This window comes from Nonomuraea sp. NPDC047897 (genome assembly GCF_043204415.1).
In the GTDB taxonomy this organism is placed as follows: domain Bacteria; phylum Actinomycetota; class Actinomycetes; order Streptosporangiales; family Streptosporangiaceae; genus Nonomuraea.
In genome coordinates, this window is sequence record NZ_JBIDCC010000002.1 from 328,366 (window position 1) to 353,232 (window position 24,867).

A 24,867-nucleotide genomic window follows, 5' to 3' on the forward strand; every position below is an offset into this window, starting at 1 on the left:
ATGTCGGCGGTCCTGCCAGTGTCGGACGACGACGCGCGAGGGCCATGCTGGTGGACCGTCGTGACCGGCGACGGAGAGGGAAGGGACAGTCGTGGCAAGGAACACCGATGACGATCATGGGGTCCGGCTGGGGGGCGTCCTCCAGCGGAGGAGGCTTGCCGGACAGCACACGAAGGCCCTGGGAACCGCATTGCCTCTGGTCGGCGCATTTCGCAGGAGCTCCGTGTGCCGGCGATTGACTCCAGCAGCCCGCAGGGGAAACAGCGGTGCTGCCGATGACAACCGCTGAAGTGGCTTCGTGCCGGTCGGCGGGCTACTTCTCCCACTCGTAGAGCCCGAGGACGTTGCCGTCAGGGTCGGTCACGTACGCGAAATACCCGTCGGCGAGGGGCAGGTGAACCTTCTCGGTCACGATCCCACCGCCTGCCTTGACCAACTGCTCGACCTTCTCGTCGATGTTTTCGACCTCGATGAGAATGGTTGGCTGCGTGATGCCGATGTCGCGCGTCACCACGCCGCCGTTCACCGAGCCGGGCTTCAGCGGCGTGTGCCTCTCACCCGTCTGGCTCGTGTAGGCCATACGGAAACTGAGTGCGTCGGCGCCGTCCTCGGGATGCCTGGGCTGAATATCCCAGCCAAATACGTCGTTGTACCACTCCGAGGCCCGGTCGATATCGCGCACCGGCACGTCGAACCAGAACACCTTGTTCATCTTCATTCTCCTTCTTCGGTGGTTCGTCCTGCACGACGAACACTAGGAGAGTTTCGATGAGGCCGACAAGTACTGACTTAATTGTAAGCACCTACATCACGGTTAGCAGGGAGGAATCGATGGTGCGGAAATATCCTGCGGCATGCGGACTGGGTATCGCCTTGGCGGCCATTTCCGGTAAATGGAAGGCGACGATCCTCTGGGAGCTGCACGGTCGGCCGGTGCGCTTCGGCGAATTGAGAAGGCGCATCCCCGGCATCAGCGAGAAGGTTCTGTTCGAACAACTCCGGGCGATGGAGGCGGACGGCCTCATACGGCGCGATGTCTATGACGAAGTACCGTCCAGGGTGGAATACACCGTGACTCCGGCCGGCGCCTCGCTCAACGCCACCGTCCACGCCCTGGCCGAATGGGGCCTTGACCATGTGTCCGACATCAGGGCCATGGCCACTGCTGACGGGCGCTGATCGCGCCGTGGTCGCCGGCGCCGACGCGGGCGTCATCGCGGTGCCCCCGACCCGGCCGGAACTCGGCCACACAAGCGACGAGGACGGGGTGCGCCGCATGTCGAAGGACCACTTCCAGGCGTGACACCGGGGTGATCTTGAGGGCCTAGCTTGATCGGCATGGCCGAGATCACGGAGCTGACCAGGTGGCGCCTGCTGTGGCTCATGCTGCGTACCCGCCCGCGCACTCTCTTCCCGGAGTCGCTCGCCTTCGCCGTCGGTGTTGGGCTCGTAACGGCCGCCGGCGCAGCCCTGGTCCACCTGGCGTCGACGTTCGGGGACCGGATCATCGCCGGGCTGACGGCGGCGATCTGCGGAGTCTGCCTGTTCGCGTGCGCGGTGGTCTGGTGGCCGAGGTTCGGCTGGCGCAACCGCCGCCTGTCCCTGGTGGACCATCCCCGGCTCCGCGCGGTGGTGCGGGAGGCGGTGGAACTGGCCGGCTGGGACAGGGCCCCCACAGTCCGGGTGCGCGCGTGGGCTGTGGTGCTGGCCTGGCGTGGCCGGTGGGGCCGCGGCGAACTGATGCTCGGGCTCCCGCAGCTCGTCGGGCTGCGTCCCGACGAGCTGCGCGCGGTCATCGTGCGGGAGCTGCTTCACTGCAGCACCTTGCGGGAGCACGAACGCCACGTCCTCCTCCTCAACGACATCGACGTCGGGCGGGCGATGTCGGGGCGGCCGAACAAGCATCGGGCCCGGCTGCGCGAGCACGCCCTCCGGCTGCGCCGAGATCTGTGGACGGCCACAGCCGACCGGGTGGGCCGCGACGTCCTCGCCCGGGCCACCCGGCGCGAGACGATGGTCGATCACGCCTTCGGCCGGTATCTGACCTCGTACGTCCTGCCCGTCCGCGACTCCGGACACGTCGCCGACCTCTACCGACACTTCCGCTGGAAGATCGCCGATGACGGGCTGCTCGACAGGATGAGGCCCGCCGTCGACCGCTTCGTCGCCGAGCGGCTGGACCGTCACGACACCGCCCTGCTGGAGGAGTTCGGCTGGAAGGCAGGCGAGCCCGTGGACCCCGTCACCGGGGCCGCCTTCCAGTGGATCCCCGACGCGTTGGAGCGCAGCCTCGCCCGCGTCGTGCAGAAGGAGCACGTCAAGGGCTTCCCGCTGCGTTCGAAACCGCTGTGGCTGGGGGAGTTCGACCCCCACCTATGGAGGGAGATCGCAGCGGGCCGGTGGGAGTCGCTCTTCACCGCCATGGCCGCCCTGCTCGGGCGGACGGCGTGCGCGCTGGACGCCGTCCGGCTGGCGCGGGACGGGCGGGCTGCCGAGCTGGACTGGTGGCACACCGCTCTCCTGTGCGCCCACCCCACCCCGGGGGTGTGCGTGCTCGTCACCCTGCTCGATGTGGAACTGCGGGCGCGCGGGTACGTCCACACCCACCCGGTGCGGCACCGCCTGCTGACCGGCCCCCTGGGCGACACCGTCGACGTGGTGGAGCTGGCCGGGCGGATCGAGCGTGGCCAGCCGTACCCGTTCGACCTGGGAGGCGCGATGACGGGCAGCGACCCCGACGCGGACGCGCGGCGGCTGGCGGCGGAGCATCTGCGGGGCGGTGACGCGACCGGCTGGTTCGAGCGCCTGTACGCCGGGTCGGCGACCGGCGACACTGTCGTCCCGTGGGACGCCCACGCGCCGCACCCACTGCTCGTCGAGGGGGCGCTGGAGCGAGCCGAAGAGGGCGGCCGAGCCCTGGTGGTGGGAGCGGGGCTGGGGGACGACGCCGAGTACGTCGCCCGGCTCGGCTACGACACCGTCGCCTTCGACGTCAGCCCGTCGGCGGTGCGGCTGGCGAAGCGGCGCTTCCCCGGTACGACGGTCGACTACCGGGTGGCGGACCTGTTCGACCCTCCGGCCGAGTGGGGCGCGGCGTTCGACCTCGTCGTGGAGGTCATGACGGTGCAGTCGCTGCCCGAGCATCTGCACGGCCCGGCGATCGAGCGGGTCGCCGGGTTCGTCCGGCCCGGGGGCACGCTCATCGTGATCGCGTCCGCGCGGGACGAGGGCGGGCCCGTGTTCGCCCCGCCGTGGCCGCTGACGCCCGCCGAGATCGGCGCGTTCGCCGAGCACGGGCTGGTCGCCCGGCGCGTCGAGGAGCTGCGCGAGCCCGAACGGCGCCGGTGGCGGGCGACGTTCGGCAGGCCGTCAGCCTGACGGCGACAGGGCGGCGTCGAGGAGGAGGGATCCGGCGCCCAGCAGGGCGGCGTCGCGGCCGGCGCGAGCCGGGGCGATCTCCAGGTCGCGGGTGGCCAGGGGCAGGCACCGCTCGTACACCGCGGCCCGGATCGAGGTGATGAGCGGCTCGGCCGCCGACAGGCTGCCGCCGACCGCCACCACGTCCGGGTTGAAGAAGTTGACCAGCACCGTGAGCACCTCGCCGATGCGCCGCCCGGCGGTGCGCACCATGCTGGTGGCCTCGGGGACGGCGTCGTTGACCAGGCCGACGATGTCGGAGGTGCGGGAGACGCCGACGCCCGCCTCGGCCAGGGCGGTGGCCAGCGCGGCGCCGCTGGCGTAGGCCTCAAGGCAGTCGTGGTGGCCGCAGGCGCAGATGACGGACGAGTCGGACAGGACGCGCACGTGGCTGATGTCGCCCGCCGCGCCCCGCCCCCGGTGCAGGCGACCGTTGACGATCACGCCGCAGCCGATGCCGGTGCCGACCTTGAGCACCATGAGGTTCTCCTGGCCGGGCCACGAGCGGGCCTCGCCGGCGGCCATGAGGTTGGCGTCGTTCTCCACGAGGATCGGCAGGTCGTAGCGCGCGCGCAGGTGCTCGGCCACGGGGAACTCGTTCCAGCCCGGCATGCGCGACGGCGTGACGACCCGCTGCGTCGCCGGGTCCACCGGCCCGGGGATGCCGGTGCCGACGCCGCGCAGCGGCACGGTTGGCGGCACGTGCTCCTCCAGCAGCTGGTCGTAGGCCGCCGCCATCAGGTCGAGCGTGACCTCCGGACCGTCGGTGATCTCGCACGGCCGCTCCTGCACCACCAGCGGGGCGCCGCTGAGGTCGAGCAGCCCGAGGCGCATGTGGTGGGCGCCGAGGTCGGCGACGGCCAGCACCCCGGCCGCCGGCGCCAGTGACAGCCGCCGGGGCCGGCGGCCGCCCCGGGAGGGGCCGGAGCCCTCCTCGGCCAGCAGTCCCGCCTCGATCAGCTCCTCCACCCGCAGGGACACGCTGGAGGCGGCCAGCCCCGACAGGCGGGCCAGGTCGGCGCGTGACCTCGCCCTGCCGGTGGCGACGAGCCGTAACAGGTCCCCCTGAGCACCCTGCACGGGCAGTCGCTGCTTCATGTCAGATGAATACCATCAATCTACTTCGGCCAACAACGTATTGACTTCCTGCGAAATCTACCATTACGGTCCGCTTTGTCTTCGACATCGAAGGAAGTGGTGTGCATGAAGAAGATGATCGCGGTCGTAGCCGTCGCCCTCTTAGGGCTGGCCGCCTGCGGGGAGGCCGACAACGCCGCCGTCCCCGGCCCGTCGAAGACCGGTGGGGACGTGCTCGGCAAGGCCCCCGTCGCCTCCGCCTCCGACATCCTGCCCGGCTCCACCATGGAGAAGATCAAGAGCCGGGGCGAGCTGCTCGTCGGAGGCTCCCTCGACGCGCCCCTGCTCTCGCAGCAGAACCCCGCCACCGGCGAGGTCGAGGGCTTCGACGCGACGATGGGCAAGGCGCTGGCCAAGTACATCATCGGCGAGCCCAAGGTGAAGATCGTCAACTCGGCGTCGGAGACCCGCGAGGCCCTGCTGGCCAACGGCACCGTGGACGTCGTCTTCCAGACGTACACGATCACCGAGGAGCGGGCCAGGCAGGTCGCGTTCGCCGGCCCGTACTACACCTCGGGCTTGACGATCGCCGTCAAGCAGGGCACCTCCGGCATCGCCAAGCCGGAGGACCTGAACGGCAAGAAGGTCATCGCGGGAGCCAACACCCCGGCCATCCCGGCGATCAAGAAGCTGGCACCCCAGGCTGAGATCGTGACCTTCGGCAGCGACCCCGAGTGCCTCCAGGCGCTCAAGCAGGACCGCGGCGTCGCCTACGTCCAGGACGAGACCCTGCTGATCGCCGCGGCCAAGAAGGACCCGGCGATCCAGATCGTCACCAAGCCGTTCACCGTGGACCCGTACGGCATCGGGCTCAAGCACGGGGACGACCAGATGAAGAAGTTCGTCAACGACTGGCTCGGCAAGATCCAGGCGGACGGCACCTGGCAGCAGATCTGGAAGGACTCCATCGGCACGGTGGTCAAGGGCGACGCCCCCCAGCCGCCGAAGATCGGCTCCGTGCCGGGGTCCTGATGTCCGTCCTCCTCGATCACCTGCCCGAGCTGTGGCAGGGCCTGGTCGTGACACTCCAGCTCACCGCCGCGTCGTTCCTCGGCGCGGCGGTGCTGGGCGTCATCGTCACGGCCCTGCGGGTCAGCCCCGTACGGGTGCTGCGCGCCATCGGCACCGCCTACGTCGAGACGTTCCAGAACCTGCCGCTGCTGGTGCTGCTCGTGCTGGCCTTCTTCGGCCTGCCCGAGATCGGCGTCAAGGCCGAGCCGCTGACCACGGCCATCGTGGTCATCTCCGTGTACGAGGCGGCCTACGTCGGGGAGGCGCTGCGCTCGGGCGTCAACTCGGTGTCCAAGGGGCAGGGCGAGGCGGCCCGGGCCATCGGCCTGACGTTCACCCAGTCGCTGCGGCACGTCATCCTGCCGCAGGCGCTGCGCACGGTGGTGCAGCCCCTCGGCAACATCGCCATCGCGCTCATCATGAACACCGCGCTCGCGGGGGCCGTCAGCATCGTCGAGCTGACCACCGCGGCCAAGAACGTCAACCTCGTCGAGGCCCAGCCCATCCCCATCTTCGTCGGCGCCGGCATCGCGTACGCGCTGCTCGCCGCCGTCGTGGGCCTCGTGACCGGACGGCTGGAAAGGCGACTGGTGATCCTGCGATGAGCACCGCCCTGTTCGACGAGCCCGGACCCAGGGCGCGCCGCCGCATCCGCGCCGCCACCGTGCTCGGCACGCTCGCAGTCGTCGCCGTCGCCGCCCTCGCCGTCCGGCAGTTCGCCGCGGCCGGCCAGCTCGACGCCGACCGGTGGCAGCCCTACGCCACCTGGCCCATGTGGCGCTACCTGCTGACCGGCCTCGGCTCCACCGCCCTGGCCGCCGTCGTGTCGGCCGCGCTGTCCATGGCGTTCGGGCTGGTCCTCGCGCTCGGCCGGCTGTCGCCGCGCCGCTGGGTGCGCGGGCCCGCCGCCTGCTACGTCGAGGTGGTCCGGGTCATCCCGGCCCTCCTGCTGGTGTACGTGGTGCTGTTCGCGCTGCCGCGCTACGGGCTGGACCTGCCGCTGTTCTGGAAGCTCGCCGTGCCGCTCACCCTGTCCAACGCGGCCGCCTTCGCCGAGATCTTCCGCGCCGGCATCCTGTCCATCGAACGCGGCCAGACCGAGGCCGGCCTGGCCATCGGCCTGACCCGCTGGCGCGCCATGCGCCTCATCGTGCTGCCCCAGGCCGCCCGCCGGGTGCTGCCCTCCATCGTCAGCCAGTCGGTCGGCCTGCTCAAGGACACCTCCCTCGGCTACGTCGTCAGCTACGGCGAGCTGCTCTTCAGCTCCAAGGTGCTGGCCAACTACAACGGCCTGCTCATCCAGACCTACATCGTCGTCGCGGCCGTCTACCTGGTCGTCAACATGTCGCTGTCCAAACTGGCCCGCACGCTGGAGGCCCGCCAGCGCGCCGGCCGGTCCCCTTCCGGAAGGAGCTCCGCCCGTGCCTGAGCACGCCGTACTCGCCGAGGTCGTGCGCTCGGGGTTCACCGAGAGCGTCCACTACGGCGGCGCCGTCGGGCTGGACCCGTCGGGCCGCGCCGAGGTGGCGCTCGGCCCGGTGGCGGCGCCCGTGCTGCCCCGCTCGTCGGGCAAGCCGCTGCAGGCGCTCGCCTGCCTCGTCGCCGGCGCCGCCCTGGACGGCCCCCGCCTGGCGATCGCCGCCGGCAGCCACACCGGCGAGGACCTCCACGTCCGGCTGGTGGCCGAACTGCTGGCCGACTACGGGCTCGGCTTCGACGCGCTGGGCTGCCCGCCGTCCTGGCCGGAGGACCAGCCGACCGCGCACGCGCTGATCCGGCGGGGCCACGGCCCCTCACGGGAGCGGATGAACTGCTCCGGCAAGCACGCGGCCATGCTGGCGGCCTGCGTCGCGGGCGGCTGGGACGTGCCGTCCTACCTGTCGCCCGAGCATCCGCTGCAGCAGCGGGTGCGGGACGTCACCGAGGAACTCGCCGGGGAGAAGACCGCGCACGTGGCCGTCGACGGCTGCGGCACGCCCCTGTTCGGGCTGTCGCTCACCGGCCTGGCGCGGGCCGTGCAGGCGCTCGTGCTCGCCCCCGCCGGCAGCGGGCCACGCCAGGTCGCCGACGCCATGCGCGCGCACCCCGAGTACGTCGGAGGCACCGGCCACCAGAACACCGACGTCATGCGGGCCCTGCCCGGCGCCGTCGTCAAGGGCGGCGCCGAGGGCGTGCTCGTCCTCGCGCTGGAGTCGGGGCACGCGGCCGCCGTCAAGGTGATCGACGGCAGCCCCCGCGCCACCACCGTCATCGCGCTGGCCGTGCTGCGCCGGATGGGCTGCGACGTGTCCGGCGCCGAGTCGTTCGAGACCGTCGAGGTGCTCGGCGGCGGCGTCCCGGTCGGCCGGATCGTCACGCCGCTCCGCAGCCCTCACTGAGCCCCTGGGTGGCGCCCTTCGGCTTCGGCGACCTCGGGCCGGAGGGAGTCGCCCTCGGCGTCGCCGTGGCGCTCGCGGTCGTCGTGGCGCTCGCGGTCGCCGTGGTGCTCGCGCTCGCGGTCGCGGTCGCCGTGGCGGTCGCGTCGCCCGGGATGGGAGAGGGAGCGGCCGTGGCCGCCCGCGCCGGCGGCGATTCGGAGTCGCGGATCGCCTCCTTGGTGATCTGGCGGATCCGCTCCCAGTCGGGATAGCCGGTGTTGATCAGCGGCGGCACGAACTGCACGCTCGTCACCTCGGCGTTCTTCACCTTCAGCGCCAGCGGCACCAGGTGCTCCAGCATGTCCCGCGGGATGTCGGTCCTGATCAGCTCCTTGGTGGCCAGCGCCACCCGGTGGAACCGGCTCAGCACCGTCGCGGGGTCCGCCTGCTCCAGCAGCGCGCCCATCACGCAGCGCTGGCGGCGCATCCGGGTGAAGTCATCGCTGAACGTGCGCGAACGGGCGTACCACATCGCGTCGGCGCCCTTCAGCTTGCGCGTGCCCGCCTTGACCAGGCCCTCGTTGTAGCGGCCGAACACCACGTCCTGCTCCACGTGCAGCCGCACCCCGCCGATCGCGTCGATCAGCCGGGCGAAACCCCACATGTTCACCAGGGCATACCAGTCGATCTTGAGGCCGAGCGTGTAGCCGATCGTGTCCATCAGCACCTTCGGCCCCTGGTGCGGCCGGCCGCCGAAGATCTCCGGATGCGCGTCGGCGTACTCCCAGACGCTGTTGAGCAGGTCGCTGCGCCCGCCGCCCGGGTCGCGCGGCAGCCGGAACCCGTCAGGGAAGGCCTGGGCCATCGGCGTGCCCGGCCGGAAGCGCACGTCCTCCAGGTTGCGCGGCAGGCTGAACAGCACCGTGGCGCCCGTCCCCACATCGATGCTGGCCACGTTCATGCTGTCGGTGCGCACGCCGGTGCGGTGGTCGTCGGCGTCGCCGCCGAGCAGCAGGATGTTGACCCGCTCGCGGCCCGCCCACGGGTCCTCCGGGACGACGCTCTCCGGCGCGCCCGGGGCCGCGGCCGGCGCGTCGAAGATGTCGTTGATCGTCTGCCGCGAGATCCACGCCGTCTGCGCCGCCCACGCGAACGGCAGCACCACCGCCACCGCGAGCAGCCCGGCGAGGGTGCCCGTCAGGACCTGCCCGGCCTGCGACAGGCCGCCCGGCCGCAGCACCACGAACGAGTGCACCACCAGCGCGAACCAGGCCAGCGCCAGCACGACCGAACCGACGGTGATCGCCGTCAGCGACGAGTCCCGCGTCAGCGCGCCCAGGAGACCGTCGTTCAGTAAAGCCACCGCCAGCAGCGCGACGAGAGCGGCCAGGTAGCCGCCCAGCAGCACGAGACCGGTCCGGCGCCATCCCATGCGCAGATGCGCCGCCCCGGGCGCCAGGGCCGACAACGCCAGCCAGCCGAGAACCGCCCCGGCGCCCACCGGTTTCCTTGCCTGCGTCACGCCATCCCCGTTCCCCGCGAACCACACCGTAGGCCGAATCGAGGCGGCAGCCTACGCAACCCAGCCGAACTCTGTCGTAGAGGTGAGTGAACATCACATGGCGCCCCGCGTAGGCGCGCCCGCGACGTCACATTGAACCGCCCCGGGCGGCCCCGCGCGCGCCCCTTTGCCATCCACGTGCCGTCCGCCGTGCGGTCGCGCATGGTCCTTTATCGTGTCTTGCATGTACGAGACCACCGTCCTGCGCCTGCCCCCCGACTTCGAGGGCGAGGTCGTCGCCACACTCGTCTCCCGCAGGACCGGATCTCGCAGCGCCGGATCCCGCAGCGCCGGATCCCGCAGGGCGGTCCTCTACCTGCACGGCTTCACCGACTACTTCTTCCAGGACCACCTCGCCGACCACTACGTCGAGCGCGGCATCGACTTCTACGCCCTCGACCTGCGCAAGTACGGCCGGTCGCTGCTGCCCCACCAGACCAGGGGCCTCATCCGCAGCGTCACCGACTACTTCCCCGAGATCGACGAGGCCGTCCGCCTCATCCGCGCCGACCACGACGAGCTGACCGTCAACGCCCACTCCACCGGAGGCCTGATCGCCCCGCTGTGGGCCGACCGGGTCCGCGGCCGCGGCCTCGTCCAGGGCCTGGTGCTCAACAGCCCGTTCTTCGACCTCAACGTGCCCACCCCGCTCCGGCTCGCCGCCGACCTGCTGAAGACGCCGCTGTCCTACACCCGCCGGCCCCTGCCGCTCGGCGTCAGCACCGTCTACGGACAGACCCTGCACCGCACCCACCACGGCGAATGGGACTACGACCTCGAACTCAAGCCGCTCGGCGGGTTCTCCGTGCACGCCATGTGGCTGGCCGCCATCCGCCGGGCGCAGCGGCGGCTGCACGCCGGCCTCGCCGTGGACGTGCCCGTGCTCGTCCTCTCCTCCGCCAAGGGCCTGCGGGTACGCGACTTCGTCCCCGAGGCCGCCTCGGCCGACATCGTGCTCGACCCCCGGCAGATCGCCCGCTGGGCCACCGCGCTCGGCCCGCACGTCACCTGCGTCAAGGTGCCGGACGGCATCCACGACCTGGTGCTGTCGGCCGAACCGGTCCGCAAGCAGGTGTTCGCCGAGATCGACCGCTGGATGGCCGCCTACGTCGACCGCCACCAGGCGTCACCGGAGGAACCAGCGGAACCAGCGGAACCAGCGGAGCAGGTGTCACCAGGGGAAGGAGAACAACCCGTAGTACGCCGCCGCGACCAGCAGTAAACCGGTGCCGCCGAGCCCACCCGCGATCGCCACGTGCTGCCACCGGCTCGGCCGCAGGCCCTCCCGCAGCGCCGCCACGACCGCCGCCACCGCCGTGACCTCCTGGACGAGCATCAGCACCGCCAGCACCCGCACCACCAGCCAGCCGGCCAGCACCGCGGGCCACGCCCCCGCCTGGTTCACCGAGAACAGCACCAGCAGCGTGATGAACGCCACCACCGACAGCAGCAGCCCCAGCCCCGTCCACGCCATCCGGCCCAGCCGTCGCCTGATCGGCGGCCACAGCCGCATGTCGGCCGCCGCCGTGTGCCGGCCGCCGCGCAGCCGTACCAGCACGGCCGCGACCGGGCCCGCGACGTAACCCACGGCCGCCAGGCAGATCGTCAGCCCCAGCATCGTGCCGCCCGCGTACCACGGGGCCGCCGGCACGTCGCTGGCCTCGAACCGCTGGACCGGCGTGGCGCCCGCCAGGTGCACGCTCGGCGTCCCCGTGCCCGGCAACCCCTTGATCCAGTTGGTGAGCGTCTCCAGATAGCCGGCCGTGAACGGGCCCCCGTTCACCCGCATGGCGTGGTCGCCGTCCCCAAGGAAACGGATCGTGTACCGGTCGTTGCCGGCCTCGCGCAGCGCCCCGGTCAGCGCCTGCGTCGACTCGACGAACGGGATGGACGGGTCCGTCGTGCCGTACAGGGCCAGGACCGGCTGAGTCACCCGCCGCAGCGCCGGCGTCGCGTCATGGCGCAGGAAGTCGAACCCGACCGCGCCCATGGCGCGGGTCAGCAGGTCGCGCACCCCGATCGGGGCGCGCAGGCGCAGCAACTGCTCGTTCAGCGCCCACGCCACCTGCCTGAGCGGTGAGACGTTCGGCGAGGACACCAGCACCAGGAACTTCACCGCCGTGCTCCTGGCCGCCGCGATCGGCACCACCCAGCCGCCCTCGCTGACGCCCCACACGCCGATCCGCTCAGGGTCCACGTCGGGCCGCGCCGCCAGGTAGGAGACCATCCGCAGGACGTCGTCCGCCAGCAGCCCGAAGTCGCGGTCGCGGAAGTTGTAGCCGACCGTCCGCTTGTCGTAGGCGAGCGTCACCACCCCGGCCCGCGCCAGGAACTCCGCCTGCGGCGTGAACTCCTCGCGCGAGCCGTTGCCCGATCCTGACACGAACACCATCGCCGGCCGCCGGCCCGGCGACAGCGGCGCCCGGACCGTTCCCTCCAGGGTCTGCCCCTCGGCCGCGACCGAGACGTCCTGCAGGCCGATCGGCTCGGTCGCGACCACCGGGCGCAGCTCGGCCGGAGGCTGCCCGGGGATCGACCGGAACACCGCGTCGACGCGCAACGGCGGCGGGTCGAACGCCGGCGGGAGCACGTAGCCGACGGACGCCAGCACCACCAGCACGAGGCCGGCGGCGACGCTCACGGTGCCGCGACCGGTGCGCATTGGCCTCCCCATGTGCGTTGGTTTGCCCGCCGATCACCCAGGCTACTCCCGACGGGTGTTGCGGACGGTACGGCATTTGTCAGTGAGAACTGTTAGCTTCCTGCGACATGCGGATCCTGCACACCTCCGACTGGCACCTCGGCCGCTCGTTCCACCGCGAGAGCATGCTCGAGGCGCAGGCGGCGTTCGTCGACCACCTGGTCGAGACGGTGCGGTCCGAGCGCGTCGACGTGGTCGCGGTCGCGGGCGACCTCTACGACCGGGCGCTGCCGCCGGTCGACGCGGTCGCGCTGTGCAACGACGCGCTGCGCCGGGTGACCGCCGCGGGCGCCCGCATGGTGATCATCAGCGGCAACCACGACTCGGCGCGGCGGCTCGGGTTCGGCGCCGACCTGTTCGACGCGGCCGGGGTCCACCTGCGCACCGACCCGTCACGCGCCTGGGAGCCCGTCGTCATCGACGACGTCGCCTTCTACGGCATCCCCTACCTGGAGCCCGAGCTGCTCCGCTCGGCCTGGGAGCTGCCCGAGCGCAGCCACACCGCCGCGCTCGCCCACGCCATGTCCCTCGTCCGCGCCGACGCGGCCCGCCACCGCGCGTCCGTCGTCCTCGCCCACGCCTTCGTCACCGGCGGGCAGGCCAGCGACAGCGAGCGCGACATCAGCGTCGGCGGCGTGGCCCACGTGCCGCTGTCGGCGTTCGACGGCGTCGGCTACGTCGCGCTCGGCCACCTGCACGGCCGCCAGCGGATGGCCGAGACGGTCCGCTACTCCGGCTCCCCGCTGGCCTACTGCTTCTCCGAGGCGGGCCACGTCAAGGGGTCGTGGCTGGTGACGATCGGCTCGGCCGTCGAGTCGGTCGAGTTCGTGCCGGCACCGGTGCCCCGGCCCGTCGGTGTGCTGCGCGGCGCCATCGACGACCTGCTCACCTCGCCCGCCCACACCCGCTACGAGGACCACTGGCTGCAGGTCGTCCTCACCGACCCGGTCCGCCCCAAGGCCGCCATGGACCGGCTGCGCGCCCGCTTCCCGCACACCCTCGCCCTGTCGTTCGCCCCCGTCGGAGCCGTCCCCGCCGCGCGGCAGGTGCGGCTGAGCGGCCGGCCCGAAGCCGACGTGGCGCTCGACTTCGTCCGCGAGGTGCGCGGCGAGGCCGCCGCGCCCGAGGAGGAGCGACTGCTGAGACAGGCGATCGAGGAAGCCCGCGCCAAGGAGGCGATGGCGTAGATGCGTCCCCACCGGCTCACCCTCACGGCGTTCGGCTCGTTCCCCGGCACCGAGACCGTCGACTTCGACGCGCTGGCCGAGGCCGGCCTGTTCCTGGTGCACGGGCCCACGGGCGCGGGCAAGACGACCGTGCTCGACGCGCTCTGCTTCGCCCTCTACGGCCAGGTCCCCGGCCAGCGCAACAGCGCCCGCGCGCTGCGCTGCGACCACGCCCCGCCCGCCACCGGGCCGTCCGTCACGCTGGAGGCGTCGATCCGCGGCCGCACCCTGCGCATCCGCCGCTCACCGGCCTGGCAGCGGCCCAAGTTGCGCGGCACCGGCTACACCGAGGAGAAGGCCAAGGTCATCCTCGAGGAGCGTTCCGGCGACGGCTGGCAGGCGCTCACCACCAGGTCCGACGAGGCGGGTGACCTCGTCGGCGGGCTGCTCGGCATGAACGCCGACCAGTTCTGCCAGGTCGCCATGCTGCCGCAGGGCGACTTCGCCCGCTTCCTGCGCGCCGACGGCGACGACCGCCGCAGGCTGCTGGAGCGGCTGTTCACCGTCAAGGTGTTCACCCAGACGGAGTCGTGGCTGGCCGAGCACCGCAAGCAGCTGTGGCGCGAGCAGTCGGAGCTGCGGCAGCAGGTCGACTTCGCCGTCCAGCGGGTGGAGGAGGCCGCGGGGGACGACCTCCTGACCGCACTCACCGCCCCCGCCCCCGCCCCCGCCCCCGCCGCCGCCTCCGCCGCCTCCGCCGCTCACGCCGCCCCTGCCGCGCCGGCGCCGGTCACCGGGCCGACGGCCTGCGGCGCAGCCGCGACCACCACGTCCACGGCCGCCGGCACCGCCGAGCCGATCACCCCCGGCGCCGACCCCCTTCGCTGGGCCGGCGCCCTGCTCGACGCGGCCCGCGCGGTCGTCACCCGGACGACGAGCCTGCACGCGGAGGCGGAGGACGCGCTGCGCCAGGCACGCTCCCGCTTCGAGCAGGCGTCCGCGCTCGCCGAGCGCCGACGCCGCCACGCCGAGGCGTTGACGCGGCGCCGCACCCTCGACGAGCGTGCCGACGAACGCGCCGACCTTCAGGCCGTGCTCGACGAGGCCGCCCGCGCCGACCGGGTCATGCCGCTCGTCACGGCCGCTCGCCAGCGCGCCGAGACGGCCGCCAAGGCGCGGGCCCTCGCCGCCGACGCCGTGGCCCGCGCCCGCCCGCTCCTCTTCCCGCCTCCCGCCACGCCACCCCGGTCCACGCGCGGCCCGTCGTCCCCCCACCACGCCTCCCACCCGCCGGAAGCCCCCGGCCACCCGTCCGTGCCGGGCCCGTCCGTGCCGGGCCCGTCTGTGCCGGGCTCGTCTGTGCCGGGCTCGTCTGTGCCGGGCCCGTCTGAGTCGGGCTCTTCAACGTCCGGGCCGTCCGCACCAGGGTCGTCAGCGTCCGAGCCGTCCGACCAGGAGTCCCCGGCGGGGACGGTGCAGCCCGAGCGGCTGGCCGCCCTCGAACGGCAGCGCCAGGCCGAGATCGCCCGCCTGTCCGAGCTGCTCACGGAGGAGGCCCGCCTCCTGGTGGTCCGCAGGGACCTGGGCCGCGTGGAGGGCGAGCTGACCGAGCTGGCCGGCCAGGAGGAGGCGGCCACCGCCCGGCTGGCCGAGCTTCCGGCCCTTGTCGAGCACGCCGAGGCCGAGCTGGCCCGCGCCCGCCTCGACGCGGCCCGGATCCCCGCCGCCGAAGCCGTACGCGCGGCCGCCGCCGAGCTGATCGGCGTGGACCGTGAGCTGACCCGGCTCGAACGGGAGCTCGGCGAACTGGTGGAGCGGGAGACGGAGCTGTCCGCCGCTGCGGCCGAGCTGCCCGCCCAGCTCGCCGAGGCCCAGGAACGCCTGGCCGCCAGCCGGGCGGAGGCTGCGGCGCTCCCGGCGGCGGCAGCCGCGCTCGACAGCGCGGGCGCCGTCCTCGACGCCGCGCGCCGCCGCGACGCGCTGGCCGCCGAGCTGGACACGGCCGCCGCCACCCGCCAGGCCTGCGTGGACCGCGCCCAGGGCCTGCGCGAACGCTGGCTGGACATCCGCCAGGCCCGCATCGACGGCATGGCCGCCGAACTGGCGCGCGACCTGTCCGACGGCCGGCCGTGCGCCGTGTGCGGCTCCCCCGAACACCCCCACCCCGCCTCGCCCGCCCCCAGCGCCCCGTCACCCGACGACGAACGGGCCGCCGAGAGCGCCCACGAAGCAGCCCTGGCCGAACGCGAGGCGGCCGAGCGTGCCCTGGCCACCCTCCAGTCCCGCCACGCCGACGCGGTGGCGGCGACGGACGGGCTGGACGAGAAGGCAGCGGAGGCCGCCGTCGAACGCGCCCGGCAGGAGGTGGCCCGCCTGCGGGCCGTCGCCGCCACCGAACCCACGCTGGCAGCCGAGGTCGAGCGGATCGAAGCCGAACGCGACCTCGTCCGCGACCGCGCCCGCGAGCTGGGGGAGACCTTCGCCGCCCACCGCGTCCACCGCGCCCACCTCCTGAGCGAACGCGCCCGCCTCGTCGCCCGGCTGACCGACAGCGACCTCTCCCTCCCGCCGAGCAGCCCTGCCCGTCATGGGCAGCCGGACGTCTCGGCGATCCCGCCGGAGCGGTCTCCGGCCGTGCTGGAGGCGGCCGAACGGCAGCTCGCCGGGCTGCGGACCTCCGCCGCGGCCGAAACCGCACTCGCGGCCGAGACGGCGCGGCTCACCCAGGAGCGGACGGCGCTGGAGGAGCGCACCCGGCGGATCACCGCGCGGCTGGCCGCGTGCCGTACCCGCCAGGAGGAGCTGAGCGGCGACGCCGCGCGGCTGACCACCCGGCTAGACAGAGCCAGGGGCGACGACGCCACGCTGGCCGCCCGCCTGTCGCGGCTGGGCGACGAGGCGGAGCTGCTGCGTGACGTGCTGGAGGCCACCCGGTCGGCCGCCGTGGCCGAGGACGAACTGGCCCGAGCGGAGGAGGCGGCCGGACAGGCGGCGCTGGAGGCCGGGTTCGCGGACGCCGTCGAGGCGGCCGACGCCGCCAGGACCCCGGCCGAACAGGAGAGCAAGTCCGAGCTGTTGCGCGCGTTGGATGCCGAGCACGCCGCCGTGACCGGCATGCTGCGTGACCCCGAGCTGGTGGCCGCCGCGGCCGAGCCGGCGCCCGACCTGGCGGCGTTGCAGGCGCGGCGCGACGAGGCGGAGCGTGACCACACCGCCCTGGCGTCGGCGCGCGACAGGGCGGCGGCCAGGGAGCGGAGGCTGAGCGAGCTGCACGACGAGCTGGCCGCCTGTCTCGACCGCTGGCGTCCCGCCGCCGACCGGCACCGCCTCGTCGAGAGCATCGCCGCCCTGGCCAGCGGCACGTCGAGCGACAACCAGTGGAGCATGAGCCTGTCGTCGTTCGTGCTCGGCGAACGGCTCCGGCAGGTGGTCGACGCCGCCAACGAACGCCTCGACCACATGTCGGCCGGCCGCTACCTGCTCCAGCACGACCTGCGCAAGACGGCGGGCTCGCGAGGGCGGTCGGGCGGCGGGCTGGGGCTGCGGGTCAGCGACGGGTGGACCGGCGTCGACCGCGACCCGGCGACCCTGTCCGGCGGGGAGAGCTTCATCACCTCGCTCGCCCTGGCCCTCGGCCTGGCCGACGTGGTGACGGCCGAGGCGGGCGGCGCCGAGATCGGCACGCTGTTCGTGGACGAGGGCTTCGGCACCCTGGACGAGGACACGCTCGACGGAGTGCTCGACATCCTCGACAGCCTGCGCGACGGCGGGCGCGCGGTCGGCATCGTCAGCCACGTCGCCGAGCTGCGCTCCCGCATTCCGGCCCAGCTCAAGGTCACCAAGACCCGCACCGGCTCGACCCTCGCCACTCTCGGCACCGGCTGAGACGCTGCCACCGCCTCCTGCCGCCAGGTCGGCCGCGACGGGCGGGACCATGGGCGGCCGTGGCCCGCACGCGGAACGCGGCCGAGCGTGCCTTCCTGCACCGCCGGCTTCAGCAGCTCGCCCCTGCGGGGTGACCGCGAGCCCCCTCCGGGACCGCTGCGACCAGGCACGCAGCGGCGGCCCGTGGCGCTGTGCCGGAGGCGGGGCCCGCCCGGAGCGGGCGCCCTGCCGTCAGGCGGTGGCGGACAGCAGGGCGCCGGCCGCTCTCTCGGTCTCGGGCGGAGCGGTCGCGATGACGGAGCCGAGGGCGTCGCAGGCCGACTCCAGGTCACGGATGGCGGCTCTGAGCCGATCACGTTCGCGGAGCAGGTCGACGAGGAGTTCGGGGCAGTCGGCGATGAGCCGGTCGCCGTCACTGCCCATGCAGGGCAGCAGGTCGGCGATGGTGGCGGTGTTCAGGCCGGCGGTGAGGAGGGTGCGGATGTGCCGGACGGTCACGACGTCCGAATCGTCGTACTCGCGGTAGCCGCTGGCTCGTCGCCTCGGCCGCAGCAGGCCCTGCTCCTCGTAGTAGCGCAGGAGCCGATGGCTCACCCCGGTGCGTCGGTGCAGCTCTCCGATGCGCATGCAGTCGCCCTCCAGGGATTGACTCTCACATAGATGTGAGACTCTACCGTTCTGGCCATGACACTGAAGACAAGCCGGCCGACGCCGGCCTTCCCGGCCGCCGGGCCGCGCGAGTGGGTCGGGCTCATGGTCCTCGCCCTGCCGACCCTGCTGCTGTCCATGGACGTGACGGTGCTCTACCTGGCGCTGCCCCACCTGGCGGCGGACCTGCGGCCGAGCGGCGCGCAACTGTTGTGGATCACCGACGTCTACGGGTTCATGATCGCCGGATGTCTGGTGGCGATGGGGACGCTGGGCGACCGCCTCGGCCGCCGCCGGTTGCTGACGGCCGGGGCCGTGGCGTTCGGCGCCCTCTCTGTGGTCGCCGCGTACGCGCCCGGCGCCGAGGCGCTGATCGTGGCACGTGGACTGCTGGGCGTGGCCGGGGCGACGTTGATGCCGTCGACCCTGGCCCTGATCAGTGACATGTTCCGGTCGCCCGGCCAGCGGGCGACCGCCATCGGGATCTGGGCGGCGTGCCTGTCCGGCGGTGTCGCCCTGGGGCCGGTGGTCGGCGGAGCGCTGCTGGAGTGGTTCTGGTGGGGATCGGTGTTCCTGATCGCGGTCCCCGTCATGGCGCTGCTGGCGGTGGCCGCGCCGCTTCTGCTCCCGGAGCACCGCGCGCTCACGGCCGGACGGGTCGATCGGACGAGTGTGGTGCTGTCGATCGCCGCCATGCTGGCGATCGTCTACGGCATCAAGGGGATCTCGCACGGCGACGGACTGCCGCAGGGACTGCTCGCCGTCGGGCTCGGCGCCGCCGCGGGCGCGGTCTTCTGGCGGCGGCAGCGGAGGCTCGCCGACGCCCTGCTGGACGTGAGCCTCTTCCGGCGCAAGGCCTTCAGCGTCACCCTGGTGATCTTGTTCGGGACGCTGGCCGTCACCGCCGGCACGTACCTGTTCGCCACCCGCTACCTCCAGCAGGTGGAGGGTCTGTCCCCGCTGGCGGCCGGGCTGTGGCTGGTCCCCTCGGCGGTGGCCATGATCGTCACCTCCACCGCGGCTCCCGCGCTGGCGCGGCGGCTGCCGGTGCGCCACGTGATCGCAGCTTCGCTGGCCGTCTCGGCGGCCGGCTTCCTGATGCTCGCGCTGCTCGGCACCACCTCCGGGCTGCCGCTGCTGGTCGCCGGTCTCGTCGTCGTCTACCTCGGCCAGGGGCCGCTGCTGGCCGTGGGCACCGACCTGCTCGTCGGCTCCGCCCCGCCCGAGCGGGCAGGTTCGGCGTCGGCCGTCTCCGAGACGGGCACGGAGCTGGGGCTGGCCTTCGGCGTGGCCGTCCTGGGCAGCGTCGGCACCGTGGCGTACCGTGCGGCGGATCCCGCTGCGGGCACGCCGGGCCTCGCGCCCACCGTGACCGAGGCCGTCCATGACTCCGTCGAGACCGCCGTCGGCGCCGCCGCCCAGCTCGCGCCGCCCGTGGCCGCCCGGCTGCTCGACGGGGCGCGGGAGGCGTTCGTCGGCTCCTTCACCGTCGTCGCCGGCATCGCCGCGGTGGTCGCCCTCGCTCTCGCCGTGCTGTCCCTGGCGGCGCTGCGGCCTCCGCTCCCGGTCGAGGGCGACGGCGGTCGACCCTGAGGCCGGCCCGGTGCGCGGTGGGGCGCAGGCACCCCGCACCGGGCCTCCGGCTACTTGCCGACGCCCTCTGTCAGGCCGCGCAGGAACTGCCGCTGCCCCACCAGGAACAGCAGGATCGTCGGCAGGGCCGCCATGGTCAGGCCGGCCAGCACCACCGGCCAGTCGGTCAGCAGCCGGCTCTGCATGGCCACCAGCCCGACCGGCAACGTCTTCAGCGCCTCGTCGCTGATGAACACCAGCGCGAACGCGAACTCGTTCCACGCGAACAGCGCCTGCAGCAGCGCCGCCGAGACCAGGATGGGGCGGCTCATCGGCAGGATCACCCGCCAGAAGATCTGCGTCCGCGTGGCCCCGTCGATGGTGGCGGCCTCGTCCACCGACCGCGGCAGCTCGATCATGTACGCCCGGATCAGGAAGATCGTGAACGGGATGCGGAAGGCCGTGTAGAGCACGATCAACGCCCAGTGGGTGTCGAACAGCCCGATCGACGTCAGCAGCCGGAACAGCGGGATCAGCGCCACCGTCGGCGACAGCAGCAGCCCGCCCAGCACCAGCAGCGCCACGGCGTTGCCGAACGGCAGCCGCAGCCGGCACAGCCCGTACGCGGCCCACGCGCTGATCAGCGTGGTGGCCACGATCGACGCGCTGGTGACGATCACGCTGTTGGTGAAGTAGCGGACCACGCCCAGGTCCCAGGCGCGGGCGTAGTTCTCCCAGCGCAGCTCGCCGGGCGGCGCCCACGGCTGGTTGAAGATCTCCTGGTTGTCCTTGAAGCCGCTGAGCACCATCCACAGCACCGGGTACAGCACGGCCACGGCGAACGCCCCGAGCAGGCTCCACCCCAGCAGCCGGCCGGCCACGGCCCGCACGCTCAGGGAGGCGCGGGCGACGCTTCTGTGCGAGGCCGGCCGCTCCGTCGACGATCCGAGGGCGATCATGCGTCGTACCTCCTGCGGCGGGAGACGGCCAGTTGCAGGGCCGCGATGGCGAACGTGATGACGAAGATCACCGTGGCCACGCTGGCGGCGTAACCCATGTCGTCCTCGAAGAAGGCCTTGCGGTACAGCCACGTGCCCAGCACCTGGCTGGAGTTGTCGGGCCCGCCGGCCGTCATCACCATGACCTCGTTGAACACCAGGAACGAGCCCGAGATCGTGAGGATGACGATCAGGGTGGTCATCTCGCGCACCATCGGCAGGGTGATGGAGAAGAACGAGCGCACCGCCCCGCTCCCGTCGACCCTGGCCGCCTCGTAGTACTCCCGCGGGATGCGCTGGATGGCCACCACGAACAGCACGGCGGTGTAGCCGACCGACTGCCACTGGCTCATCGCGATGACGCTCCAGATGGCCGACGACTCCTCGCCCAGCCACGCCCGGCCCAGGTGCCCGAGGCCGACGGCGTCGAGGCCGGCGTTCACCAGGCCGTAGCGGGGGTTGTAGAGGAACGAGAACAGCACGCCGACCACGGTGATCGACATGGCCGCCGGGATGAAGTACAGCGTCCGCAGCAGCCCGCGCATCCGCTTGCCGACCAGTTCCTCCAGCAGCGCGGCCAGGACCAGCGACAGGCCCGCCTGGAAGGCCAGGGAGACGACGGCGTAGGCGGTGTTGTTCAGCAGCGCCCGCCAGAACACCGGGTCGGCGAACGTCTCGGCGTAGTTGTCCAGGCCGACGAAGCGCGGCTCGGGCGAGAAGGCGTTCCAGGAGAAGAAGCTGAGCCGCAGGTTGTCCACGATCGGGTAGTAGACGAACACCAGCAGCAGGGCGACGGCGGGCAGCACCCACAGCCACGTGCGCCAGCGTGTGAGCAGGGCGCCCATGGTGTCAGCCGACCTCCTTCTTCGCCTTCGCGGCCGCCGCGCGCACGCGCTCCATCACCTGCTCGGGCGTGTTCGACCCGGACAGCATCCCCTCGACGCCGGACAGGTAGGCGCTCGCGACCTCCGCGTGCGTCACGGTGTCCAGCCAGATCGCGAAGCTCGCGGCCTTGTCGATGTCGGCCAGGGCGTCGGTGAGCTGCGGGTAGGAGTTGTCGGCGGTGGCCGAGCCCTTGATCGGGCTGAGCCAGCCGATGTCCTTGGTGACCGCCGCGGCGTTCTCCTTGTTGGTCAGGAACTGCAGGAAGTCCACCGCCAACCCCGCGTTCTTGCTCTGGGCGTTGACCAGGAACCCGTCGGGGGCGCCGGTCAGCGCGGCCTTGTCACCGGCCGCCGCCGAGGGCGCGGGCAGGCGGAAGAAGCTCCACTCGATCGCCGGCTTGGCCTTGGTGAACACGTCGAACTCGACCGTCTCGACGTAGTGCATGCCGGCCTTGCCCGCCAGGAACTGCGCCTGCGCGGTCTCGTGCGACAGCCCGTTGGCGTCCTTGGTGCCGCAGCGCGCGACGAGGTCCTTGAACTGCTTGAGCGCCGTGACGTAGCCGGGGTCGGTGAAGGCGCCGGTCGCCGGGTTGTAGTCGGCCTCCAGCGTCTTGGCCGGCACGCCGTAGGCGTTGAGCTGGGTGATGTAGTGGATGGCCGCCCAGCCGTACTGGTTGCCGAACGCGATCGGCTGGACGCCTGCCGCCTTCAGCTTGTCGCAGGCCGACAGCAGCTCCTCGAAGGAGGCCGGCGGCGTGACGCCCGCCTTGTCCAGGACGGTCTTGTTGTAGACCATGTACTTGCCGTCGAGGTTGATCGGCATGCCGTAGTTCTTGCCGCCGTACTCGAACGCCTTGAGCGCGGCCGGGGCGAACGTCGAGCCCCACGGCGTGCCCGGCCCGATGACGCCGGTCAGGTCGGCCGCGAGCCCGGCCCGGACGAACTTGTTCGCGAAGTCGCCGGCCCACGAGAAGTAGATGTCGGGCAGGTCGCGCGAGGCGCTCAGCACGCGGATCTTGTCCTTGTACGGCTGGTCGCCGACCTGTTCGAGCTTGACGTCCACCTTCGGGTTGGCCGCCTCGTACGCCGCGACGACCTTCTCGAAGTACGGGGCGTACTCGGGGTCGGCGAACTTGGTGACCATCGTCAGCGTGCCCGCCTTCTCCTTCGGCGCCGACAGGTCGGCCTTGGTGGCGGGCGCCGTACCGGACCCGCCGCCGCAACCGGCGGCGGCGACCAGGACGGTGACGAGGGAGAGCGCGGTCCAGCGGGGCTTGGTCATGCTTTCTCCTTGGTGCTGCTGTGCAGGGGTGCCTCGTGCCCGAATGCGCCGTAGGAGGTGCAGGCACGAGAGGCGTAGGCGGTGGCCGCCGCGACGAGGTCCGTCAGGTCCTCCTCGCGGACGAGGCCGACGAGCAGTCGGGCGATGAACGCGTCGCCGGCGCCGAGCGTGTCGACCACGCTCACCGGTTCGGCGGCGGCCCAGGCGGCGTCGTCGCCGCTGACGAGGACGGCTCCGGCCGAGCCTAGGGTGACCGCGACAGTGGACGGGCCGAGCTCCTGCACCCGCCGGGCCAGCGCGACCGCCCGCTCACGCGAGCCGGAAGGGGCGGAGACGATGGCGATTCCGGCGTGGTGGGCGTGTGCGGCGATGTAGCCCCACGGGCGCTCGGAGAAGTCGAACGACAGCCGCCTGGCGTGCGCCGCCAGCTCGGCGAGCTGGTCCTCCACGAGCGAGCACTCGCCGGTGTGGACGAGGTCGGCCTCGGCGATCCTGGCCAGGTCGGCGGGGGACAGCCGGAAGCGGGAGACGCCCTCGTCGCTGCCGGTGAAGCGGCGTTCGCCGTTGACGAGGCGGACGGTGGCGGTGGCGTTCGGGCCTTCGACGGTGCGTGTCAGCGACGTGTCCACGTCCTCGGCGGCGAGCGCGCCGCTGACCACGCGTCCCGCCGCGTCGGTGCCCACCGCGCCGAGGTAACCGGATTCGGCACCGAGCCGGCGGGCGTGGACGGCGACGTTGAGGGCGTTCCCGCCGGGGTACATGACGCCGAGGTCGGGATAGCAGTCGACGACGTTGTCCCCGACGGCCACCAGGCGTGGTTTCACACGGGCTCCTGTGACTGGGAAGGTTCTCACTCACTTGGGTGAGAACGTTCTCAATCTGTGGGACCCATGTCAAGAGTTGCCGCCGAATCCGCTACGGTGGCCCGTTGATCACCTCTTTCGCGCCGCACGCCGGCGCGGGCACGGGAGATGATGTCCTCAACACGTCCACAGCACCGGGGGTGCGCATGAGCGGCAACGGCGGCGTACGGCGGGCCATGCCGTCGATCGAGGTGGTCGCCAGGGAGGCCGGGGTGTCCACGGCCACGGCCGGCCGGGCCCTGGGCGGCTACGGGTCGGTGAGCGCCAAGAGTCGCGAAGCGGTCCTGGCCGCGGCCGAACGGCTCGGCTACCGGGCCAACAGCCTGGCCCGCAGCATGATCACCGGCTTGACGCACACCCTCGGCGTGCTCGTCCCCGACATCGAGAACCCGTTCTTCTCGCGCGCCCTGCGCGGCATCGCCGACGCCGCCCACGAGAAGGGCTGGGAGGTGCTGCTCGTCAACACCGACGAGGACCTGACGCTCGAACGCAAGGCCCTCGGCGTGCTCACCGAACGCCGGGTCGACGGACTCGTCGTGGCGCCGACCGACGCCGCCGACCGCGACGCGCTCCAGGCCGTGATGAACGCCGGCATCCCGGTCGTGCTGCTCGACAGGCGCGTGCCCGGCCTCGACGCCGACACGGTCGGCATCGACAACCGCGCCGCCGCCCGGGACGCCACCGAACGCCTGCTCAAGCTGGGACACCGCTCCATCGCCTTACTGACCGGCGGCGACGAGCACCTGCGCGCCAAACTGGCCCGTCCCGGCCTGCGCGGCGTCGAACGGATCGCCGGCACCACGGTCGGCGCCCGCACCGCCGGCTACCGCGACGCGCTGCTCGAAGCGGGCGTCGAACCCCGGCCCGAACTGGTCAGCGCCGAGGGCTTCCGCCGGGAGGACGCGGCCGAGGCGACCGCGCGGCTGCTCGCCCTGACCGAACCGCCGACCGCGATCCTCGCGCTCGACAGCCTTCTCGCCCTGGGCGTGCTGCAGGCGCTGCGGCGCCTCGGACTGCGCTGCCCGGCGGACGTGTCGCTGGTGTCGTTCGACGACGCCGACTGGGCGGAGGCGATCTCGCCGCCGCTGAGCGTGGTGGCCCAGCCGATCTACGAGCTGGGGGCCGAGGCCGGGCGGCTGCTCCTCGACCGGGTGCAGGGGAGCGAGCGGCGGGTGACCCATCGCCGCCTGCCGACCCAATTCATCGAGCGCGAGTCGGCGCGGTCGCTGTTGTGACCACGCCCGGCGGCGTGCGGCAGCGCGCGCGCCGACCGGCCTGAGGCCGGCCGGCCGTGTGGGCCGGCCGTGTGGGCCGGTCGTGCGGGTGGATCGTGCGGGTGGGCCGTGTGGGTTGGCCGTGCGGGCCGGAGGAGGTGCCGCGGCGCG

The 24,867-nt window shown here is 72.8% G+C and carries 20 protein-coding genes; 11 read left to right on the forward strand and 9 right to left on the reverse strand.

Annotated features, from left to right (window positions below; all coding sequences use genetic code 11):
• Positions 1-313 precede the first annotated feature (313 nt).
• Positions 314-712, reverse strand: a complete 399-nt coding sequence (locus ACGF0J_RS04945; RefSeq protein WP_393142147.1) for a VOC family protein — start codon at positions 710-712, stop codon at positions 314-316.
• 119 nt (positions 713-831) lie between these two features.
• On the opposite strand from ACGF0J_RS04945, the gene ACGF0J_RS04950 reads away from it, so the two are divergent.
• Together ACGF0J_RS04950 and ACGF0J_RS04955 are read left to right on the forward strand one after the other, a co-directional pair.
• Positions 832-1,179 carry a winged helix-turn-helix transcriptional regulator gene (locus ACGF0J_RS04950; protein WP_393142148.1) on the forward strand — a complete coding sequence of 116 codons (348 nt, stop codon included), beginning with the start codon at positions 832-834 and terminating at the stop codon, positions 1,177-1,179.
• Positions 1,180-1,338: 159 nt separating this feature from the next.
• Positions 1,339-3,378: a methyltransferase domain-containing protein gene (locus ACGF0J_RS04955; protein ID WP_393142149.1), complete on the forward strand. Its 2,040-nt coding sequence runs from the start codon at positions 1,339-1,341 to the stop codon at positions 3,376-3,378.
• Here ACGF0J_RS04955 and ACGF0J_RS04960 read toward each other — a convergent pair.
• The gene (locus ACGF0J_RS04960; RefSeq protein ID WP_393142150.1) at positions 3,370-4,515 is read right to left on the reverse strand and encodes an ROK family transcriptional regulator; all 1,146 of its coding nucleotides are present in this window, start codon (positions 4,513-4,515) and stop codon (positions 3,370-3,372) included. The genes ACGF0J_RS04955 and ACGF0J_RS04960 overlap by 9 nt on opposite strands.
• A gap of 105 nt (positions 4,516-4,620) precedes the next feature.
• On the opposite strand from ACGF0J_RS04960, the gene ACGF0J_RS04965 reads away from it, so the two are divergent.
• From ACGF0J_RS04965 to ACGF0J_RS04980, 4 genes are read left to right on the forward strand one after another with little or no spacing between them, the layout of a single operon-like run.
• Complete coding sequence (locus ACGF0J_RS04965) at positions 4,621-5,526, forward strand: glutamate ABC transporter substrate-binding protein (RefSeq protein WP_393142152.1); 906 nt, start codon at positions 4,621-4,623, stop codon at positions 5,524-5,526.
• A complete protein-coding gene (locus tag ACGF0J_RS04970; protein WP_393142153.1) occupies positions 5,526-6,170 on the forward strand; it encodes an amino acid ABC transporter permease in 645 nt (214 codons plus the stop codon). The genes ACGF0J_RS04965 and ACGF0J_RS04970 overlap by 1 nt, the downstream gene beginning before the upstream one ends.
• A complete protein-coding gene (locus ACGF0J_RS04975) occupies positions 6,167-6,994 on the forward strand; it encodes an amino acid ABC transporter permease (protein WP_393142155.1) in 828 nt (275 codons plus the stop codon). The genes ACGF0J_RS04970 and ACGF0J_RS04975 overlap by 4 nt, the downstream gene beginning before the upstream one ends.
• A complete protein-coding gene (locus ACGF0J_RS04980; protein WP_393142156.1) occupies positions 6,987-7,943 on the forward strand; it encodes an asparaginase in 957 nt (318 codons plus the stop codon). The genes ACGF0J_RS04975 and ACGF0J_RS04980 overlap by 8 nt, the downstream gene beginning before the upstream one ends.
• Here ACGF0J_RS04980 and ACGF0J_RS04985 read toward each other — a convergent pair.
• On the reverse strand, positions 7,918-9,444 hold the full coding sequence (locus tag ACGF0J_RS04985; protein WP_393142158.1) for an LCP family protein: 1,527 nt from the start codon (positions 9,442-9,444) through the stop codon (positions 7,918-7,920). The genes ACGF0J_RS04980 and ACGF0J_RS04985 overlap by 26 nt on opposite strands.
• Before the next feature lie 223 nt (positions 9,445-9,667).
• On the opposite strand from ACGF0J_RS04985, the gene ACGF0J_RS04990 reads away from it, so the two are divergent.
• Complete coding sequence (locus tag ACGF0J_RS04990; protein WP_393142160.1) at positions 9,668-10,705, forward strand: alpha/beta hydrolase; 1,038 nt, start codon at positions 9,668-9,670, stop codon at positions 10,703-10,705.
• Here ACGF0J_RS04990 and ACGF0J_RS04995 read toward each other — a convergent pair.
• Positions 10,655-12,145, reverse strand: a complete 1,491-nt coding sequence (locus ACGF0J_RS04995; RefSeq protein ID WP_393142161.1) for an alpha/beta hydrolase family protein — start codon at positions 12,143-12,145, stop codon at positions 10,655-10,657. The genes ACGF0J_RS04990 and ACGF0J_RS04995 overlap by 51 nt on opposite strands.
• A 107-nt stretch (positions 12,146-12,252) precedes the next feature.
• Between ACGF0J_RS04995 and ACGF0J_RS05000 the strand changes: the two genes are divergently transcribed.
• Together ACGF0J_RS05000 and ACGF0J_RS05005 are read left to right on the forward strand one after the other, a co-directional pair.
• Positions 12,253-13,371: an exonuclease SbcCD subunit D gene (locus ACGF0J_RS05000; RefSeq protein ID WP_393142162.1), complete on the forward strand. Its 1,119-nt coding sequence runs from the start codon at positions 12,253-12,255 to the stop codon at positions 13,369-13,371.
• The gene (locus ACGF0J_RS05005) at positions 13,372-17,235 is read left to right on the forward strand and encodes an AAA family ATPase (protein ID WP_393142163.1); all 3,864 of its coding nucleotides are present in this window, start codon (positions 13,372-13,374) and stop codon (positions 17,233-17,235) included.
• A gap of 231 nt (positions 17,236-17,466) precedes the next feature.
• Here ACGF0J_RS05005 and ACGF0J_RS05010 read toward each other — a convergent pair whose 3' ends face one another.
• Positions 17,467-17,862, reverse strand: a complete 396-nt coding sequence (locus ACGF0J_RS05010) for a MerR family transcriptional regulator (protein ID WP_393142165.1) — start codon at positions 17,860-17,862, stop codon at positions 17,467-17,469.
• Between the two features lie 57 nt (positions 17,863-17,919).
• Between ACGF0J_RS05010 and ACGF0J_RS05015 the strand changes: the two genes are divergently transcribed.
• The gene (locus ACGF0J_RS05015; protein WP_393142166.1) at positions 17,920-19,476 is read left to right on the forward strand and encodes an MFS transporter; all 1,557 of its coding nucleotides are present in this window, start codon (positions 17,920-17,922) and stop codon (positions 19,474-19,476) included.
• 50 nt (positions 19,477-19,526) lie between these two features.
• Here the strand turns inward: ACGF0J_RS05015 and ACGF0J_RS05020 are convergent, their stop codons facing one another.
• Genes ACGF0J_RS05020 through ACGF0J_RS05035 form a run of 4 tightly spaced genes read right to left on the reverse strand, consistent with a single transcriptional unit; the run spans position 19,527 to position 23,443 of the window.
• Positions 19,527-20,414, reverse strand: a complete 888-nt coding sequence (locus tag ACGF0J_RS05020) for a carbohydrate ABC transporter permease (protein WP_393142167.1) — start codon at positions 20,412-20,414, stop codon at positions 19,527-19,529.
• Complete coding sequence (locus ACGF0J_RS05025) at positions 20,411-21,298, reverse strand: carbohydrate ABC transporter permease (protein ID WP_393142169.1); 888 nt, start codon at positions 21,296-21,298, stop codon at positions 20,411-20,413. Before ACGF0J_RS05025 ends, ACGF0J_RS05020 begins: the two co-directional genes overlap by 4 nt.
• Positions 21,299-21,302: 4 nt before the next feature.
• The gene (locus ACGF0J_RS05030; RefSeq protein WP_393142171.1) at positions 21,303-22,619 is read right to left on the reverse strand and encodes an ABC transporter substrate-binding protein; all 1,317 of its coding nucleotides are present in this window, start codon (positions 22,617-22,619) and stop codon (positions 21,303-21,305) included.
• Positions 22,616-23,443 (reverse strand): PfkB family carbohydrate kinase, encoded by an 828-nt coding sequence (locus tag ACGF0J_RS05035; protein ID WP_393142173.1) that lies wholly within the window; start codon positions 23,441-23,443, stop codon positions 22,616-22,618. Before ACGF0J_RS05035 ends, ACGF0J_RS05030 begins: the two co-directional genes overlap by 4 nt.
• Positions 23,444-23,547: 104 nt before the next feature.
• Between ACGF0J_RS05035 and ACGF0J_RS05040 the strand changes: the two genes are divergently transcribed.
• On the forward strand, positions 23,548-24,717 hold the full coding sequence (locus tag ACGF0J_RS05040; protein WP_393142175.1) for a LacI family DNA-binding transcriptional regulator: 1,170 nt from the start codon (positions 23,548-23,550) through the stop codon (positions 24,715-24,717).
• The last annotated feature ends 150 nt before the right edge of the window (positions 24,718-24,867 follow it).

Coding starts and splice junctions, on each gene's coding strand:
- ACGF0J_RS04990 (WP_393142160.1), top strand. CDS start 9,668: ATGTACGAGACCACCGTCCTGCGCCTGCCCCCCGACTTCGAGGGCGAG.
- ACGF0J_RS05000 (WP_393142162.1), top strand. CDS start 12,253: ATGCGGATCCTGCACACCTCCGACTGGCACCTCGGCCGCTCGTTCCAC.
- ACGF0J_RS04970 (WP_393142153.1), top strand. CDS start 5,526: ATGTCCGTCCTCCTCGATCACCTGCCCGAGCTGTGGCAGGGCCTGGTC.
- ACGF0J_RS05005 (WP_393142163.1), top strand. CDS start 13,372: ATGCGTCCCCACCGGCTCACCCTCACGGCGTTCGGCTCGTTCCCCGGC.
- ACGF0J_RS05020 (WP_393142167.1), bottom strand. CDS start 20,414: ATGATCGCCCTCGGATCGTCGACGGAGCGGCCGGCCTCGCACAGAAGC.
- ACGF0J_RS05010 (WP_393142165.1), bottom strand. CDS start 17,862: ATGCGCATCGGAGAGCTGCACCGACGCACCGGGGTGAGCCATCGGCTC.
- ACGF0J_RS05025 (WP_393142169.1), bottom strand. CDS start 21,298: ATGGGCGCCCTGCTCACACGCTGGCGCACGTGGCTGTGGGTGCTGCCC.
- ACGF0J_RS04975 (WP_393142155.1), top strand. CDS start 6,167: ATGAGCACCGCCCTGTTCGACGAGCCCGGACCCAGGGCGCGCCGCCGC.
- ACGF0J_RS05030 (WP_393142171.1), bottom strand. CDS start 22,619: ATGACCAAGCCCCGCTGGACCGCGCTCTCCCTCGTCACCGTCCTGGTC.
- ACGF0J_RS04995 (WP_393142161.1), bottom strand. CDS start 12,145: ATGCGCACCGGTCGCGGCACCGTGAGCGTCGCCGCCGGCCTCGTGCTG.
- ACGF0J_RS04960 (WP_393142150.1), bottom strand. CDS start 4,515: ATGAAGCAGCGACTGCCCGTGCAGGGTGCTCAGGGGGACCTGTTACGG.
- ACGF0J_RS04950 (WP_393142148.1), top strand. CDS start 832: ATGGTGCGGAAATATCCTGCGGCATGCGGACTGGGTATCGCCTTGGCG.
- ACGF0J_RS05015 (WP_393142166.1), top strand. CDS start 17,920: ATGACACTGAAGACAAGCCGGCCGACGCCGGCCTTCCCGGCCGCCGGG.
- ACGF0J_RS04955 (WP_393142149.1), top strand. CDS start 1,339: ATGGCCGAGATCACGGAGCTGACCAGGTGGCGCCTGCTGTGGCTCATG.
- ACGF0J_RS04965 (WP_393142152.1), top strand. CDS start 4,621: ATGAAGAAGATGATCGCGGTCGTAGCCGTCGCCCTCTTAGGGCTGGCC.
- ACGF0J_RS04945 (WP_393142147.1), bottom strand. CDS start 712: ATGAACAAGGTGTTCTGGTTCGACGTGCCGGTGCGCGATATCGACCGG.